This is a genomic window from Alcanivorax quisquiliarum, assembly GCF_023051175.1.
GTDB lineage: Bacteria > Pseudomonadota > Gammaproteobacteria > Pseudomonadales > Alcanivoracaceae > Isoalcanivorax > Isoalcanivorax quisquiliarum.
In genome coordinates, this window is record NZ_JALKII010000009.1 from 93656 (window position 1) to 110808 (window position 17153).

Annotated in this window: 16 protein-coding genes; 5 read left to right on the top strand and 11 right to left on the bottom strand. The window is 61.0% G+C overall.

Features of this window, described 5'->3' with window-relative positions:
• Window positions 1–13 precede the first annotated feature (13 nt).
• Together MU846_RS12525 and MU846_RS12530 are read left to right on the top strand one after the other, a co-directional pair.
• Window positions 14–1525, top strand: coding sequence for an adenylate/guanylate cyclase domain-containing protein (locus MU846_RS12525; protein WP_246953253.1), 1512 nt, complete (start codon window positions 14–16; stop codon window positions 1523–1525).
• Between the two features lie 31 nt (window positions 1526–1556).
• Window positions 1557–2576 (top strand): coiled-coil domain-containing protein, encoded by a 1020-nt coding sequence (locus tag MU846_RS12530; protein WP_246953255.1) that lies wholly within the window; start codon window positions 1557–1559, stop codon window positions 2574–2576.
• A gap of 98 nt (window positions 2577–2674) precedes the next feature.
• Here the strand turns inward: MU846_RS12530 and gspD are convergent, their stop codons facing one another.
• The 5 genes from gspD to MU846_RS12555 form a co-directional block, all read right to left on the bottom strand.
• Window positions 2675–4738: a type II secretion system secretin GspD gene (gene gspD, locus MU846_RS12535; RefSeq protein WP_246953258.1), complete on the bottom strand. Its 2064-nt coding sequence runs from the start codon at window positions 4736–4738 to the stop codon at window positions 2675–2677.
• 18 nt (window positions 4739–4756) lie between these two features.
• Complete coding sequence (locus tag MU846_RS12540) at window positions 4757–5638, bottom strand: type II secretion system protein N (RefSeq protein ID WP_246953260.1); 882 nt, start codon at window positions 5636–5638, stop codon at window positions 4757–4759.
• A gap of 260 nt (window positions 5639–5898) precedes the next feature.
• Window positions 5899–6606 (bottom strand): type II secretion system protein N, encoded by a 708-nt coding sequence (gspN, locus tag MU846_RS12545; RefSeq protein WP_246953262.1) that lies wholly within the window; start codon window positions 6604–6606, stop codon window positions 5899–5901.
• A 14-nt stretch (window positions 6607–6620) separates the two neighbouring features.
• A complete protein-coding gene (gene ssb, locus MU846_RS12550; RefSeq protein WP_246953264.1) occupies window positions 6621–7136 on the bottom strand; it encodes a single-stranded DNA-binding protein in 516 nt (171 codons plus the stop codon).
• A gap of 136 nt (window positions 7137–7272) precedes the next feature.
• On the bottom strand, window positions 7273–8655 hold the full coding sequence (locus MU846_RS12555) for an MFS transporter (RefSeq protein ID WP_246953266.1): 1383 nt from the start codon (window positions 8653–8655) through the stop codon (window positions 7273–7275).
• A 329-nt stretch (window positions 8656–8984) separates the two neighbouring features.
• Here MU846_RS12555 and MU846_RS12560 point away from each other — a divergent pair, with 329 nt between their 5' ends.
• From MU846_RS12560 to MU846_RS12570, 3 genes are all read left to right on the top strand, one after another.
• On the top strand, window positions 8985–9635 hold the full coding sequence (locus MU846_RS12560) for a response regulator transcription factor (protein WP_246953268.1): 651 nt from the start codon (window positions 8985–8987) through the stop codon (window positions 9633–9635).
• Window positions 9636–9902: 267 nt separating this feature from the next.
• Window positions 9903–12728: an excinuclease ABC subunit UvrA gene (gene uvrA, locus MU846_RS12565; protein WP_246953271.1), complete on the top strand. Its 2826-nt coding sequence runs from the start codon at window positions 9903–9905 to the stop codon at window positions 12726–12728.
• A gap of 248 nt (window positions 12729–12976) precedes the next feature.
• A complete protein-coding gene (locus MU846_RS12570; protein WP_246953273.1) occupies window positions 12977–13663 on the top strand; it encodes a hypothetical protein in 687 nt (228 codons plus the stop codon).
• Window positions 13664–13971: 308 nt separating this feature from the next.
• On the opposite strand, the gene rplQ is transcribed toward MU846_RS12570, so the two are convergent.
• The 6 genes from rplQ to rpmJ all read right to left on the bottom strand — a co-directional run bounded on the left by rplQ (window position 13972) and on the right by rpmJ (window position 17135).
• Entirely contained in the window at window positions 13972–14364 is a 393-nt protein-coding gene (gene rplQ / locus MU846_RS12575; protein WP_246953275.1) for a 50S ribosomal protein L17, read from the bottom strand.
• Window positions 14365–14432: 68 nt separating this feature from the next.
• On the bottom strand, window positions 14433–15440 hold the full coding sequence (locus MU846_RS12580; protein WP_246953277.1) for a DNA-directed RNA polymerase subunit alpha: 1008 nt from the start codon (window positions 15438–15440) through the stop codon (window positions 14433–14435).
• Between the two features lie 20 nt (window positions 15441–15460).
• Window positions 15461–16087: a 30S ribosomal protein S4 gene (gene rpsD / locus MU846_RS12585; RefSeq protein WP_246953278.1), complete on the bottom strand. Its 627-nt coding sequence runs from the start codon at window positions 16085–16087 to the stop codon at window positions 15461–15463.
• A 16-nt stretch (window positions 16088–16103) separates the two neighbouring features.
• The gene (rpsK, locus tag MU846_RS12590) at window positions 16104–16502 is read right to left on the bottom strand and encodes a 30S ribosomal protein S11 (RefSeq protein ID WP_246953280.1); all 399 of its coding nucleotides are present in this window, start codon (window positions 16500–16502) and stop codon (window positions 16104–16106) included.
• A 24-nt stretch (window positions 16503–16526) separates the two neighbouring features.
• Window positions 16527–16883: a 30S ribosomal protein S13 gene (gene rpsM, locus MU846_RS12595; RefSeq protein WP_246953282.1), complete on the bottom strand. Its 357-nt coding sequence runs from the start codon at window positions 16881–16883 to the stop codon at window positions 16527–16529.
• 135 nt (window positions 16884–17018) lie between these two features.
• Window positions 17019–17135: a 50S ribosomal protein L36 gene (gene rpmJ, locus MU846_RS12600; protein ID WP_008740001.1), complete on the bottom strand. Its 117-nt coding sequence runs from the start codon at window positions 17133–17135 to the stop codon at window positions 17019–17021.
• Window positions 17136–17153: the final 18 nt, after the last annotated feature.

The following is a 17153-nucleotide window of genomic DNA, read 5'->3' on the forward strand; positions in this document are numbered from 1 at the left end:
GGACACCACAACCGTGAGCCAGCGCTGGCGCAACAATCTTCGAAACCTGGGCCGTCGCCTTCTGGACAGCCTGCGCCCGCTGCTGCCCGATTACCTGCCCGTCGCCTGGAAACTGGGCCTGACATTCTCGGTGCTGGTGCTGCTGGGCATGACACTGCTCGGCTCGGTGATTCTCAGCACGCAGCTTGCCGATATGCAGGCGCAATCCGATCGGCTCGGCCAGACCATCGCCAAGCAATTGGCCGATACCGCACGCGAGCCGCTGCTGGCCAACGATGAATTCAACCTGAAAGTGCTGATCCATAATCTGGGCGAAAGCGAAAACCTTGCCGGCGCGGCGCTATTCAATCGCGATTTGCGCCCGCTTGAGCAAGCCGGCCTGCTGCCGCCAGAAGCGGTGCCGACCATCAGTGGCCCGGTGCGTCACTGGTACCATGGCGACGCGCCGATGACGACCTATTTTGCGCCCATCAGTGCGGAAGAACATACCGCAGGTTATGTAGCAGTAACGCTTTCCGGTGAACCGATTGCCACCGCGCAAGCGCATGCGCAACGCACCATGGTCACCGCCACGGTGGTGATGGGGCTGGTGGCCATTATTCTTGCTTTCATCATCAGTCGACGGCTGGCCCAGCCGCTGCATGACCTGATTGCCGCCACCTCGGCCATGCGCGCCGGCGATCTTAATTACCGTTTGCAGAACACCAGTAACGACGAAATCGGCCAGCTGATCACCGCCTACAACGCCATGGCGCGCGGCCTGCTGGAAAAAAATCAGGTGGAGCGTGTGCTATCGCGTTTTGTCAGCCCCCGTGTGGCGCAGCAAATGATGGCTGATATCGGCGAGGTGCAGCTGGGCGGGCGCGAGGTGGTAGGCTCGGTGCTGTTTGCGGATATCGTTGGCTTTACCCGCCTTTCCGAGCGTATGGCGCCCGATGCCGTGGCCGAATTGCTCAATTGCTATTTCAACGCCATTTGCCGCGCAACGGATTTCTATCGGGGCACCATCGACAAATATATGGGTGATTGCGCCATGCTGGTGTTCGGGGTGCCCGAGGCGGACAGCGAGCACCTTTATCATGCGCTGTGCTGCGCCGTGATGATCCAGCGGCTGGTGGAGCGTCTCAACGAGCGCCGGCGTGCGCAGGGGCTGGTCACCGTCGAGTTCCGCATTGGCATCAACGCTGGCGCCATGCTGGCGGGCAATCTCGGCTCCCAGGATCGCATGCAATATACGGTGGTCGGCGATGTGGTGAACCTCGCCTCACGGCTATCGAACATGGCTGGCGCCGGGGAGATCATCATTCCCGAGGCGCTGGTGCGTGATCCGAATATCGCCTCGCGGCTGCGCAGCAGTGTGGCCGGCACCATGCGGGTGCGCGGCAAGACCGACCCGGTGCTCACCTATCGCGTCGAGGGTGTGCACGCCCATTCCGAAACGCTAATGGAACAGCGGATCGCTCATTTTATCTGTCAGGAGGACACGGTAGCGCCGCCCCCGGTTGTCCGGGCCGGCAGTTCCTGATGACCGCAGCTGTTATCCAACCATGAAATGTGTGAAAGCCTCCGCTCTGATTACGCTTGCGCTCGCTAGCAGCGCCTGCCTGCACCGCCCCGTCACACCGCCCTCCATTGCCGATGTGGAAGCGGCCATGACCCAGGGCGATTATGCGCGGGCCTGGCAGTTGGCCCATGATCCGGCCACCGAGCCCGACCCTGGCTTGCTGCGATTGCAACAACAATTGCGTGAACACCAGGCCAGCACCGAGCAGGCGGCACTGCGGCTTGCCCGCCAGCAGGCCGGGCAAGGGCAATGGCGCGCTGCGCTTGAAAGTATTGATAGCGCTCTGGCGCTCTGGCCCCATAGCGAAACCTTGTATCAGGCCCGTCAGGATCTTGATCACCAGCAGCTTGCTGCACTGGTGGCGCTGCGCACGGAGCTGTTTGCCAGCGAGGCGGGGTGGCTACAAAGCTTGCAAACGCTGCCCACCAGGCTGGCGCAGTTCAGCGACCCGTCAGCGCAGGCCATGGCGGCAGATCTCGTCCAGCGGCGTGACACCGCGCTGGAAGAGCTGATCACGCTTGGCGAGTGGCATGCATCGCATAAACAATGGCACGCTGCCCGCACCGCGTTACGAGCCGCCAGCTCGCTGGATGCCTCCCATCGCCACCATCCTGCACTGGTGCAAGCCGAGCGCCATCTGGCCACCGCCAGCCAGCGTGCCCGGGACAACCGTGCCGAAACGCTGCGCGAACAGGCTCGCGAACGCCTGGCTCGCTACCGGCGCAGCGAGGCACTGGACGATCTGATTGCCGCACGGCGTTTCATCCAGTCCCACCGCCGCGATGCAAATCTCGATGCGGAACATGAAACCATCGAGCGTCTGTGCCGCGAGCGGGTACGTCGCGAGGTCACCACAGGGGACGCGCTTTATGCCCGCGGCGAATACCAACGAGCCTATGAGGTATGGCGCCGGGTCACGCCTCTCGCCAGCGACGATGCCGAGCTGGAGAAAAAGATTGCCCGCACACAACGGGTGCTGGAGTCGCTACAGGAGCTCAAGGCCGGGCCTTGATTGCCCTTGCCCTGTCAGGTGCGGCGCCAGCCTCGGCCAGCAAGCCTGCAAAAACGCCGCGTTTCCGCGGCGTTTTGTTTCATCGGCTACCGGCCAGGCTAGCGGTTGACTTCCTCGTCGATCAGCGACGGCTCATCCTGGGGCAGCAAGCCACGCTCCATGTATTCAACCAGCTCCTGAGGCGGCGCCTCGCGGCCCAGAAACAGCTCGTTCGGCTCTGCCGGCAACGGCTGCGCCACAACCCGCTCCAACTCACCACGGCGATTCACACGAAACTGCAGTGCGGCAATACCCAGGTAGCGTTGCCGGGTCAGGCCGACCAGGCGTGTGCTGTCATTGAGAATTGTCGGCCGCAAGAACACCATCAGGTTGCGCTTTTCCCGTGAATCGCTGGTCGAGCGGAACAGCACACCGAGCAGCGGTATATCGCCCAGCAGCGGCACCTTGCTTTCCGTGCGGGTAACGTCATCCTGAATCAGCCCGCCAAGCACGATGGTTTCGCCATCATCTGCCAGCACCGTGGTCTTGATGGAGCGCTTGCTGGTAATCAGGTCAACCGATTGCACACCTTCCACGGCGCGCTGTACGGCAGACGCTTCCTGCTCAAGCTCAAGCCGTACCGTGTTGCTGCCCGCCAGGCTCGGCGTGACGGTCAAGGTGATACCCACATCCTGACGCTGAATGGTCTGGAACGGGTTGTCGATGCCCGAGCCGGTGTTGGTGCTCTGCCCGGTGACGAACGGGACGTTCTGGCCCACAACGATGGAGGCTTCCTGGTTATCCAGTGTCAGCACACTTGGCGTCGACAACAGGTTCACGTTGCTGTTGGTGGCCAGTGCCTGCAGAAAACCGCCCCAGCGCAAGTTACCGTCGCCATCCGTTTCACCGCCGCCGACAATCAGGCCGTTGCCCAGTGTGGTGGTGGGCTCGCCAGCAAGCACCGAACCAATCACATCATTGAGGCTGATGCCCGCGTTATCGAAGTTGGTGCCGCCAATGCCTCGCTCCAGATCACCTGCCGCCCACTGCACACCGAGATCCAGCCCACTGTTGCCACCAACTTCGACGATGGCGGCCTCGATCAATATCTGCGCCCGGCGCACATCAAGTTGCCGCACGATGCTGAGCAGCTCTTCCATTTTTGCCGGCTCGGCGCGGATCACCAGCGCATTGAGCGAGGTATCCGCCTGAATCGAGACTTTCGAGCCCGGCACGGCTGCGGCCTGCCCGCTGCCGCCCTCGGCCTCTCGGGTGGCTTCGGCAAAATTGTTCAGCAACTCGGCCAGTTTTTCCGAATCAGCATGGCTGAGGCGTACCACCTGGGCAGCGCCCGCTCGGTTGGCGGGCACATCCAGTTCGGCCACCATATCGGCAACGCGGCGGCGCATGATGCTATCGCCTTTCACGATCAGGCGATTGGTACGCTCATCGGCGACCACGCTGACACGGCCCTCACGCGGGCTTTGACGCCGGCCCTGGGCGGCTGCTTGCTGTGGCGTCAGTGTTTCCAGCAGTTTGACGATATCACCCACCCAGGCGTGTTTCAGGTTGATGATTTCGACCTCTTCTGCTTCCGAGCCATCAAGGTGAGCGATGATGGCTTCCATGCGGCGAATGTTATCCGCGTGATCGCTGATGATCAGCGCGTTGGCCGAGCTCACTGCGGCCAGGTGCCCATATTGCGGCACCAGAGGGCGCAATACGGGCACCAGTTCTTCTACAGGCGAGTTGTCAACGGTGATGACGCGGGTAATCAGCTCCTCGCCCCGCACGGCGGTGTCTTGCGTCAGCGGCAGGTTGCCCTGCTTGGCCGTGGTGTTCGGCACGATCTTGATGATGTCGCCGGAAGGCACCGCTGCATATCCGTGCACCTGCAATACCGCCAGAAACAGCTCATACACTTCGTCGGATGTGAGGGTCTGGCGGGAGATTACTGTCACGTCACGCGCCCGCACGCGGGGATCGACAACAAAGTTCTTGCCGGTCATGTCCGCAACCTGGCCGATAAACGCCTGAATATCTGCATTGCGGATATTCACCGTCCAGGTCTTGCCTTCCATATTGGCCGCAGCCCTTCCACTTTCCTGTGCCAGTAGCGGCTGCACCATCAGCAGCGTGGAGCTGCAGAGCAGCACAGCCAGCGTGCGCTTGATTGTTTTCATTACTCTCGCCTTTCCGGTCTAGGGCGGATAGTTGACGGTAAAGCGGCGCGAGCCGCGTTGCACTTCGATCGTGGCCGAACCTGTAGAGGTGGCCTCCTGCAAGGCGGCAATATCGCCCTGCTCCTCACCCAACGGGTGGCCGTTGATCGACAGAATCTGATCTCCCGGCCGCAGGCCGACACTGCTGAGCATCGCCATCGGAGCGCCCGCCGAAATGCGGTAGCCCTCCGCGCTGCCTTCGTTTACCGGCTCCAGCGCCAGCTGTTGAATGATCATTGCGCGCTGCTGGGCCGGGTCGCCGTCCGGCAGCAGTTGAGCTGGTGCCGGCGCCGCTGTTTGCTGTTGCACCACTGGCTCCGGCCGCCGCCGTGGCGGCGCAGAGGCGGACACCGTACCACTGAGCTCCGGCTCGCGCAGACGCAGCGCTTCAAGCTGCCCCTGGCGGCGCAGGATCACACGGTCACCCAGCACTTCCACCAGCTCAGCGTTGCCCGGCACCTTGTCGCCCGGCTTGAACAGCGCCGCATCCCGGCCTTGCTCGGCAATGATTGCACGGGCCATCGCCGGGTCGATATGTTGAAACAGCCCCACCAGCTCCAGCCGCAAGCGTGTATCGGGTGCATCCACAACGCGCTGCTCGGGAGATTCTTCCGGGGGTATACCAAACAATTTCCAGCTTTCGATGTCACCGAGGCTCAGTGCTGTGCGCTGGTTCGAACTCGCTGCCGTCAGCCGCTGCATTGCAGGATCGACCGGTGGCGTCAATTGCGGCCCGGCAAACCATAACAGCAGGCTGTCAGCCAGTACGCGAGCCAGCCAGACGACAAGCAGTACTGCCAGCAACCACCGTGCAATACGGGCCAGCCTGTCCAATTGTGTCTGCTTGAGGGTTAATGCCATGTTCCGTTCCGACCACCCCGCGCGGGTCAACCGCCTGCGCTCATTTAGTATTAACCATTATTGTTATGACGAAATGCCAGTGTCATGACCGCCTTGCCGGATATCGGTACCACGCTGCAAATAAAATCCTGCATCGTACGCCCGACTATTGCGGCAGGCAGCCAGTCATTCGACCTGTTCTTCTGACACCCCCGCGCCCGCTCTCTGGTTAGAGTCCGGCCCGGCGAAAAATTCCCCACGCTGCAAAATGTTCCGGCGTTTCAGCCGCCGAGCGGCTGCGCAACCTGAAATACCACGTCTTCGTCGGCGCCGCCCTGGCTGACGCCCAGCAACCGGGGCCATGACCGGTAGACGCGCACGGCAGCCTCGCCATCTTCCACTTTCGCATCCAGCAAGAGTGTCTCGGCCGGGTCCGTCATCACCAGCCAGGCCACATTGTGCGCGGTGAACAGCTTTCCATCCAGTGGTGGCACTGTGGCCTCACCGTCAGCCCAGCTCACCCGGCCGCCGCCATAACGCAGCGCGCCCTCGACTTCAGCGCTTCCATCGCGATAAAAACGCAGTAAATCCACGTGCCCGGAGACAGTGCCATCGGCTCGGCCGGCCGGCATATTTCGTGAAATTTCCGAGAGCGGGACAGTAAAGGAGAGATCGCGCACCTGCGCACTGCCGGGTGTCGCCGCCAGCCAGCCCTGCGCAGAAATGCCGTGCCCGGCGATATCCAGCCGCACGCCGGGCAGCAGGCCACGCCAGTCAGTGGCCCAGTTGAGCTCGCCGCGCCAGGTGCTCCAGCGCCAGCGCGCATCGCCCGCCCACACGCGGCCGTGAACCTGCTCCAGCTGCAGGGGCGCACCGGCGATCATCAGGCCATCAACATGCCGCGCAAACGGCGCCGCCGGCAGCGAGCGCACCAGAAAGAACAGCAGGCAGAGCAGGAATAATCCGATCAGTGTCAAAACGCGTGGCATGGCAGGGGCTGCCCTCAGAACGGAATATCGTCGTCGAAATCATCCGCAGGAGCTGAAAAACCACCCTGGTTGCCGCCGCCCTGCTGCCCCGATTGCCGGCCGCCGCCCGCATCACCCTGCCGATCCTGGCCGCCGAAACCACCACCCTGACCTCCACCATAGCCACCGCCATAGTTGCCATCACCGCCGCCACCACGGCTGTCGAGCATTTGCATTTCATTGGCGACGATCTCGGTGGTATAGCGATCCTGACCATCCTGCCCTTGCCATTTGCGCGTGCGCAGGCTGCCTTCGATATACACCTTCGAGCCTTTTTTCAGGTATTCGCCGGCGATCTCGGCCAGGCGATTGAAGAACACCACCCGATGCCATTCGGTGCGCTCTTGCATCTGCCCGCTCTGCTTGTCCTTCCAGGATTCGCTGGTGGCGATATTCACATTCGTGACGGCGCCGCCGCTCGGCATGAAACGGGTTTCCGGGTCAGCGCCCAGGTTGCCAATCAGGATTACCTTATTAATGCCTCGTGCCATCTTGCCTCTCCGTAAAACCCGTTGATATTGGTTCCACCCGCCGCGACGGGCAAATCATTGTGGCAGCTAAATCCGGTGTTTCCCACCGCCCTGGTGCGCCTGTCGTCAATCACTGACAGCGATTGACGGCATCTTCCTACACTGCGGTCACGGCACCCTCGGCCTGGCGCGCCAGCGCTACTTCATCCAGCTCGGCCGGTGCCACTTTCAGCAGCGCTATGCCGTCCTCCGGCAAGGCGACGGCCTCCAGCACGCCCTGCACCGACAACAGGCGGCTGGCCCAGTCGTCGGCCTGCTCTGCCGCCACCGGCAATGGCAGCACGCGGCTTTCCAGCTTCACCAGAGGCGGCATGCCCAACACCAGCACCAGCCAGCCTGCGCACAGCACCGCCGCCGCCCAGAACACCATCCCAGACCCGAATTGCTGCAACAGCCAGCCGCCGGCAGCGCCGCCTACAAACACCCCGAGAAACTGGCAAGAGGAATAGATGCCCAATGCAGTCCCTCGTGTGCCCACCGGGGCGGCCCGGCCTACCAGCGACGGCAGCAACGCTTCCAGGGCATTGAAACCGGTAAAGAATACCCATAATGCAGCGCCGATCAGCCACAGCTTTCCTCCGCCCAGAGCAAGCATGACCAGGGACAGGATCAACAGGCTCACACTGATCGCCATGATCGGGCGCTGCCCGCGCCGCTCGGAGGCAATGATCAATGGCACCATGGCGATAAAACTGGCGAGGAACACCACCAGATAGAGCAGGCTATGCTGCGGCAAGGGTAGCCCCAGACGCTCACTCAAAACACCGGGGATGACGACAAAGCTCGCCGTCAGCAGCGCATGCAGTACAAAAATACCACTGTTGAGGCGCACCATCAGCGGATCACGAATGATGCGCAGCAGCCGCTGGGGCAGTGGCAGTTGCGCTTCGCGCACGCGCACCTTCGGGTCAGGCACCCATACCAGCACCACCAGCAATCCCAGCAGTGCCAAGCCGGTGGAGAGCCAGAACAAACCGGACAATCCCAGCCCGCTGGCGAGCAGGGGGCCGAGAATGAGCGCCAGCACGAAAGCACCGCCCACCGACATGCCGATGCCGGCCATGGCGCGGGTGCGGTGCTGCTCGGAGATCACATCCGTCACCAACGCCATGATCACCGCTGCCACTGCGCCACCACCCTGAATGGCACGGCCGGCGATAACGCCATAGATAGTATCCGCACAGGCGGCAACCACTCCGCCCGCCGCAAACAACAGCAATCCGATGACCAGCAACGGACGCCGGCCGAACCGATCTGACAACATCCCGAAGGGCAGCTGCAACAGCGCCTGCACCAGGCCATACGCGCCCACCGCCAGTCCGATCAGAAATGGCGTCGCCCCCGGCAGGCTTGCGCCGAACACAGCGAATACCGGCAGTAGCATGAACAGGCCGAACATGCGCAAGCCGAAAATAGCCGCCAGGGCGCCGGTCACTCGCACTTCGGAGCGAACCAGCGCCGGAGAGGAAGAGGTACTCATGTCTCATCTCGTGATAGAAAAGAGAAATTGATGGGCACGTCGCTTTGCGTGGGCCGCGCTGCGCGGGTGCCCTGAGCCGCCCTGCAGCGGGCCGCCCGGAGCCGCGCAGTGTAGCAGAAACAGGCTCCGGCGGGGCGTACCGCGACGTGCCCCGGCAAGCAAATTGAACCCCCGTCAAACTGGTGATAGATTGCCAACTGATCGGCTTTTCTTCTTAGAGAAGGCCGGGCACTTTATAATCGGCGGATCTACCGTTGAAATGGCTGCGCGTAACCTGATTTGGCAACCCCTCACCTACGCGCCAGGGCATATGAAGCAGGGAATCATGCATGAACGCTTTCGCCAGTGAACATCAAGTCTATGTGGCCGGCGGCCAACAGTTGCAGAATTCTCTGCTGGCAGAATTCCTGAACACGCAAGAGGTCAGCGCACGCAGCGTCAAGCAAATCCAGGATGCAACCGCAGAGCAGCTTGCTGCTTCCAGCCAGGCGCTGTTTCTGGTCGATTTCAGAACGGTGGATATCAACGAAGCTATCAGCTATCTGCTGTCGATTGATCCTGACCTTGAAACCGAACTGTTCATCGCGGTGTTCAATGTGGACGAAGATGACTCGCTCTCCCGCCTGGCCGGGTTGCCCATGGTAAATGGCGGCTTTCTGCATGATTGCCCGCAGGATCTGCTGCTCAAGGGTATCAAAGCCATGTTCGAGGGCGAGCTCTGGCTGCCGCGCAAGGTATTGCAGCAATACCTGATGAAGAGCCGCACGTTCAACAAGACGTTTTCCCGCAGTGAAGTGAGCCTGACCGAGCGCGAGGTGGAGGTGCTGAAGGTGATGGCCACCGGCGCCAAGAACTCCGATATCGCGCGCAGCCTCAATCTCAGCCCGCACACCATCAAGACGCACATCTACAACATCTTCAAGAAGATCAACGCCTCCAACCGCCTGCAGGCGGTGAACTGGGCGCAGGAAAATCTCTGATCCGGCATCTGCCGTGCCATCAGGCTCTGCACTTTTTTTCCGGCACCGCATGGTGCCGCTCACAGGGTGCCGCGAAATATAGCCGTGCACGGCCTCAATCGCCGCTGCGCCCGGTAACGTTTCGCTGCGTTTCCGCTGCCGGCGCCTGTGACTCCGCTCGCCTTCAGCACACGCACACCATGGCGTGCCGCCATCAATCGCTTTATACTTCGCTGTCATTTTGGCCAGTGCTGCCAATGAAATCCGCAATGAGCAGGCCCCTACCTCATGGACAAGATTCAGGTGCGTGGTGCGCGCACGCATAATCTCAAAAACGTCGATCTGGATATCCCCCGCGACAAGCTGGTGGTGATCACGGGCTTGTCCGGCTCCGGCAAGTCTTCGCTGGCGTTCGATACGCTGTACGCCGAGGGCCAGCGCCGTTATGTGGAATCGCTCTCCACTTACGCACGGCAGTTTCTGTCCATGATGGAAAAGCCCGATGTGGATCATATCGAGGGGCTGTCGCCGGCAATCTCCATCGAGCAGAAATCGACCAGCCATAACCCGCGTTCCACGGTGGGCACCATCACCGAGATTTATGACTACCTGAGACTACTGTTCGCCAGAGTGGGCGAGCCCCGCTGCCCCGAACATGACGCCCCGCTGGCCGCGCAAACGGTGAGCCAGATGGTGGATCAGGTGCTGGCACAGCCCGAAGGGGCACGCCTGATGCTGCTGGCGCCTGTCGTGCGCGACAAGAAGGGCGAGCATCTGCATCTGTTTGATCAATTGCGTGCCCAGGGCTTTGTGCGTGCGCGGGTGAATGGCCGCATCACCGATCTGGATGATGTGCCCGCGCTGGACAAGAAAAAGAAGCATTCGATAGAAGTGGTGGTCGATCGGTTCAAGGTACGCGACGATCTGCAAAACCGCCTGGCCGAATCGTTTGAAACTGCGCTTGAGCTGGCCGACGGCATCGCTGTGGTGGCGCCAATGGACAGCAGCGGTGAAGAGCATGTGTTTTCCGCCCGCTTTGCCTGCCCGCACTGTGGCTACAGCATCCCCGAGCTGGAGCCACGGCTGTTCTCGTTCAACAACCCGGCTGGCGCATGCCCCACTTGCGATGGCCTGGGGGTGCAGCAGTTTTTTGACGAAGACAAGATTGTCGTTGCGCCCGCTTCCTCGCTGGCAGCGGGGGCTATTCGCGGCTGGGATCGCCGCAATGTTTATTATTTCCAGATGCTGACCTCGCTGGCGACGCACCTCGGCTTTGATATTGATGCCTCGTTCAGCAAGTTGCCCAAGGCCGTGCGCCGCAAGATTCTCTACGGCACCGGCAATGAGGCTGTCGAGTTCCGCTACCTCAACGATCGCGGCGATATCGTCAAGCGGCACCACCCGTTCGAGGGGATCATTCCGAACATGGAGCGGCGCTATCGGGAAACCGAATCCGACGCCGTGCGTGAAGACCTCGCAACACTTCTCAGCACGTCAGACTGCCAGGAATGCCATGGCTCGCGCCTGCGCGAAGCGGCCCGGCATGTGTTCATCGATGATCGCACCCTGCCCGATCTTGTGCGTCTGCCTGTGGGCCGCTCAAGTGACTATTTTGGCCAGCTGAAGCTGCCGGGGCACAAAGGCGAGATCGCCGACAAGATCCTCAAGGAAATCCGTGATCGCCTGCAATTTCTGGTCAACGTGGGGCTGGATTACCTTTCCCTGGCACGTAACGCGGACACCCTTTCCGGTGGTGAGGCGCAACGCATTCGACTGGCCTCTCAAATTGGTGCCGGCCTGGTGGGGGTGATGTATGTGCTGGACGAGCCTTCCATCGGGCTCCATCAGCGCGACAACGAACGGTTGCTCGAAACACTCAATCGGCTGCGCGATCTCGGTAATACAGTGATTGTGGTGGAGCACGATGAAGACGCTATCCGGGCGGCGGATCATGTGATCGACATCGGCCCAGGCGCCGGCGTCCACGGCGGTGAGATCATCGCACAAGGCACTGCCAGGCAGATCGCCAGCAACCGCAACTCCATCACCGGCGACTATCTCTCCGGCCGCAAGCGGATTGCCGTGCCGGCCGAGCGCCTGCCTTCCAGCGACAAGTGGCTGACGCTGAGCGGCGCCAGCGGCAACAACCTTCAAGGTGCCACCCTCAAGCTGCCGGTGGGGCTGATGACGTGCATCACCGGCGTATCCGGCTCGGGCAAATCGACGCTGATCAATAACACCTTGTACCCGGAAGCTGCCACCCACCTGAACGGCGCGACCACTCTGAAAGCAGCGCCGCATCAGGGCATCAGCGGCCTGGAGCATTTCGACAAGGTAATCGACATTGATCAAAGCCCGATCGGGCGCACGCCACGCTCCAACCCGGCCACTTACACCGGGTTGTTCACACCTATTCGTGATCTGTTTGCCGGCACGCAGGAGGCCCGCGCGCGAGGCTACAAGGCCGGGCGTTTCAGCTTCAACGTGCGCGGCGGCCGCTGTGAGGCGTGCCAGGGCGATGGCGTCATCAAGGTCGAAATGCACTTTCTGGCAGATATTTACGTGCCATGCGAGGTCTGTCAGGGCAAGCGCTATAACCGGGAAACGCTGGAGATTCTCTATAAAGGCAAGAACATCTTTGAAGTGCTGGAGATGACCGTTGAAGAAGCCCGCGAATTCTTCGACGCGGTGCCGGCGCTGGCGCGCAAACTGCAAACACTGATTGATGTGGGTCTGAGCTATATCACGCTGGGCCAGGCAGCCACCACACTCTCCGGTGGCGAGGCGCAGCGAGTGAAGCTGGCGCGTGAGCTGTCCAAACGCGACACCGGGCGCACACTCTATATTCTGGATGAACCGACCACCGGGCTACATTTTCATGATATCCAGCAGCTGCTCGGCGTGCTGTTCCGCCTGCGTGAGCACGGCAACACCATTGTGGTGATCGAACACAATCTGGACGTCATCAAGACCGCCGACTGGATTGTGGATCTGGGGCCGGAAGGCGGTGATGGCGGCGGCCAGATTATTGCGGAAGGCACGCCGGAAGATGTCGCCAAAGTGAAAGGCAGCCACACTGGTCGCTTTCTGAAAACGATTCTCGCGCAGCATTAAGCTGCGCATCCGGGGTGCCGCTGCTCGGTAAGCGGCAGCCCGCCAGATAACACCATTACAAAAAACGCCAAACAACCAGGGGAAGGTCGATGTTGCGCTATGGCTTGGTTACAGCTTGCTGTTTCTCCGCCCTGCTTTCACTGTCCGGCTGCACAGCCATAGGGCAGTTTGTAGAGGGCTTCCAATGTGAGCAGGCATGTGTTGACGAGCTCCGGTACACGGAGCTGGGTACTCGCGAACACTCACAATTGTTGATACTGCCGCCGCTTTATACCGTCTCCGTACGGCACGGCGATGACACCGAGATCGAACGGGAGCAGCATCTCGACAGCAGCCTGGCTTTTGCGTTGGCTGCGCAAGTAAGCTCCGCAGCCAGCGCTTACCAGATTGATTTGCGGCCCGTGAGCCTCGGGCCCGATGCCGAAGCCAGTCTCCGCGCTCTTCTGGAAGCACTTTGGGAGGCGCCTCGCGACCCCGGATCCGTTCGCTCGGAAACACCCCTGTTCGGCCTCGGTGCGCCGCCAGTGAAAAGCCAGCTCCTCGACAGCCATCTGGCCTTGCCGGGCTGGGCGCCGGAATTGCTTGCGGAGAGCTGCTGCGCGCTACTTTTTCGCCTCAACGGCTGGCGCTACACCCGGAACGCTGCGGCAGCGAAAACCGGCACTGCCATCGCATTCAGTGCCATGCCGGGCGGCAGTGGCTACCTCCCGCCCACTAGCGATGTGATAGCCGACGCTGTTGTCGTACGCCTGGATGACGGCGCGGTATTGTGGTCTGCACAATATATTGGCCCGGCTGCGCCCATTGCCTTGCGACGCCTGGTTCTGCCGTACCTGAGCACCACCTACAACAGCAACACCGCTTTGAGGCGAGAGAGCGCGAGCCTGCCATCGCCCCGCCCGCCGCAGCAAGGCGCCGCGCTTCAGGATGGCTGAGCCTGCTTCGCCCATATCAGCACGAGGTAGTTATCCAGAGCGGCGTGGCCTGCACGTCAAGCCCAGGGCGCTCTCAACAAGCGCTCAGCGCACAGGGCCTTCCCACAGGAAGGGTAGCTGGCAGCACGGGCATTATCCCCGGTGCCGATGGGGGAGTGCTTTTGGCCAAGTAGCCCGCGAGTTCATGCTGAAAGTATCAAGCAGGCTGCTGTGCTGGATCGATCTTCTGCCAGATCCGGTATTTTCACCGGCACAAAACAAAAAAGCCGGGCTTGGCCCGGCTTTCGTGTTTTTGACAATGACCAGCCTTATTCGGCCTCGGCCTCTGCCACGGCGCCGCCTTGCGGGCGATCCACCAGCTCGACATACGCCATCGGCGCGTTGTCGCCTGCGCGGAAGCCCATTTTCAGGACGCGCATATAACCACCGGGGCGCTCTTTGTAGCGCGGGCCGAGGTCGTTGAACAGGATGCCTACGGCTTCCTTGGAACGAGTCCGGGCAAACGCCAGGCGACGATTCGCCACGGAATCCTGCTTCGCCAGAGTGATCAGCGGCTCAGCGACGCGACGCAGCTCTTTGGCTTTCGGCAAGGTTGTCTTGATTGCACCGTGTTCGAACAGCGACACCGCCATGTTGCGGAACATCGCTTCGCGATGCGCGCTGGTCCGGTTGAACTTTCTGCCACTTTTGCGATGACGCATGGTTCCGTTTCCTTAAGATTCGGGGCGTCTCTCGACGCCCGCACACTGCAAGATAATAAATTTGGCGCTTAGCGCAGTTTGTGCGTCAGGCGGTCATCGTCGCGCAGGCTTGCCGGTGGCCAGCTTTCCAGGCGCATCCCGAGGGACAGGCCTTTGGATGCCAGCACATCCTTGATTTCTGTCAGCGACTTCTTGCCCAGGTTCGGGGTCTTGAGCAGCTCTACTTCGGTGCGCTGTACCAGATCACCGATGTAGTAAATGTTCTCTGCTTTCAGACAGTTAGCCGAACGCACTGTCAGTTCCAGATCGTCCACCGGGCGCAGCAGAATCGGATCGACTTCTTCGCGCTCCTGTTTCGGCTCCGGCTTGCGGTCCTGCTCCAGATCGACAAACACGGCAATCTGCTGTTGCAGAATCGTCGCGGCGGAACGAATGGCATCTTCGGGATCGATGGTGCCATTGGTTTCCAGGTCGATCACCAGCTTGTCCAGGTCGGTGCGCTGCTCGACCCGCGCGGCTTCCACCACATAGGCCACACGCAACACCGGGCTGTAGCTGGCATCCAGTTGCAGGCGGCCGATACCACGGGTCTCGTCTTCGTCGCTCAGGCGCGCATCCGCTGCCACGTAGCCACGGCCCTGGGTCACCTTGAGCTTCATTTTGAGCTCAGTGTCACCCGTAATATTGCAAATCACATGCTCCGGATTGACGATTTCAACGCTGTGATCGCGCTGAATGTCACCGGCTGTTACCACGCCCGGGCCTTTCTTGCTCAGCTCCAGGATGGCCTCGTCGCGGTCGTGCATGCGCAGCGCGACACCTTTGAGGTTCAGCAGGATGTTGATGACATCTTCCTGCACACCCTCAACGGTGGAGTACTCGTGCTGCACACCTTCGATCTCGGCTTCGGTAATGGCGCTGCCTTGCATGCTGGAAAGCAGAATGCGGCGCAGCGCAGTACCGAGGGTGTGGCCGAAACCACGCTCGAGGGGCTCCAGCACAACCTTTGCATGAGTCGGGCTGATCGCGTTGATGGCGATCGAGCGAGGCGTGAGAAAGTCGTTCACGGCGGTCATAGGGCTCCCTCAGGCTGTGCTTACTTGGAATACAGCTCGACGATCAGGTTTTCATTGATCTCGGCCGGCAGGTCGATACGCTCAGGCAGTGCCTTCAAAGTACCTTCCAGCTTTTTCTCGTCCACTTCGAGCCAGCTTGCGAATCCGCGCTGTTGAGCCAGTTCCATCGCGTTTTTGACACGCAGCTGGTTTCTGGCTTTCTCGCGTACGGCTACCACATCGCCGGGGCGAACCTGATAGGACGCCACGTTCACGGTCTGGCCGTTCACGGTGATGGCACGGTGAGACACCAGCTGGCGAGCTTCGGCGCGCGTTGCTCCAAAGCCCATGCGGTAAACTACGTTGTCCAGACGGCCTTCCAGCAGTTGCAACAGCACTTCGCCGGTTGCACCTTTGGAGCCCGCTGCTTTCTTGTAGTAACCACGGAACTGTTTTTCCAGCACACCGTACATACGGCGCACTTTCTGTTTTTCACGCAGTTGCAGGCCGTACTCCGACAGACGGCTCTGGCGACGGCTGGCCGCCGCTGCACCCGGCGGTTGATCCGCCTTGCACTTGGAATCCAGAGGGCGAATACCGCTCTTCAGAAACAGGTCGGTGCCTTCACGACGGGAAAGCTTGCACTTGGGACCGATGTATCTTGCCATCTTGCTCTAACTCCCGTTACACGCGGCGTTTTTTCGGCGGCCGGCAGCCGTTGTGCGGAATCGGTGTGACGTCGGAAATGCTGGTGATCTTGTAACCACAAGCATTCAGTGCGCGCACCGAGGATTCACGACCTGGGCCCGGGCCTTTCACCCGCACTTCCAGGTTCTTCAGACCGTAGTCCTTCGCCGCGTTGCCGGCGTTCTCTGCCGCTACCTGGGCAGCGAACGGAGTGCTCTTGCGCGAGCCGCGGAACCCGGCACCACCCGAGGTCGCCCAGGACAGGACATTGCCCTGGCGATCAGAGATGGTGATGATCGTGTTGTTGAAGGACGCATGTACGTGCGCAATACCGTCCGCTACCGTCCGGGTAACTTTCTTACGGCGAGCGCCGGTGTCTTTCTTTGACTTTGCCATAATAAATGCCTAGCCCGAATCAGTTTACTTGCGGATCGGTTTACGCGGGCCCTTGCGGGTCCGGGCGTTGGTCTTGGTGCGCTGGCCACGCAGCGGCAGGCTGCGGCGGTGACGAATGCCACGGAAGCACCCCATGTCCATCAATCGCTTGATGTTCATGCTGACTTCACGGCGCAGATCGCCTTCAACCGTGATCTTGGCCACTTCGCCCCGGATCTGGTCCAGCTGCTCTTCGCTCAGCTCACGAATCTTGGTGGTCGGCGCAATCCCCGTAGCTTCCAGAATCTTGTGTGCCGTGGTGCGGCCGATTCCATAGACGTAGGTCAGCGAGATCACCGCATGCTTGTTATCCGGGATGTTGACGCCTGCAATACGGGCCATCCAAATTTCTCCGCTTAACGCAACTATTCAATGCCAGCCGGGGCCGCAACCCCAAAGGGCGCGAATAGTATCCTCAGACTGGCAATTTTTCAACTTAACCCTGCCAGAAGCCATGATCGGGGTATAAACGCCCGATCAGCCCTGACGCTGCTTGTGCCGCGGCTCGGCACTGCAAATGACCATTACCCGGCCTTTACGGCGGACAATCTTGCAGTTACGGCACACTTTCTTGACTGAAGCCTGAACCTTCATTGCTTTCGCCTCGCTGTT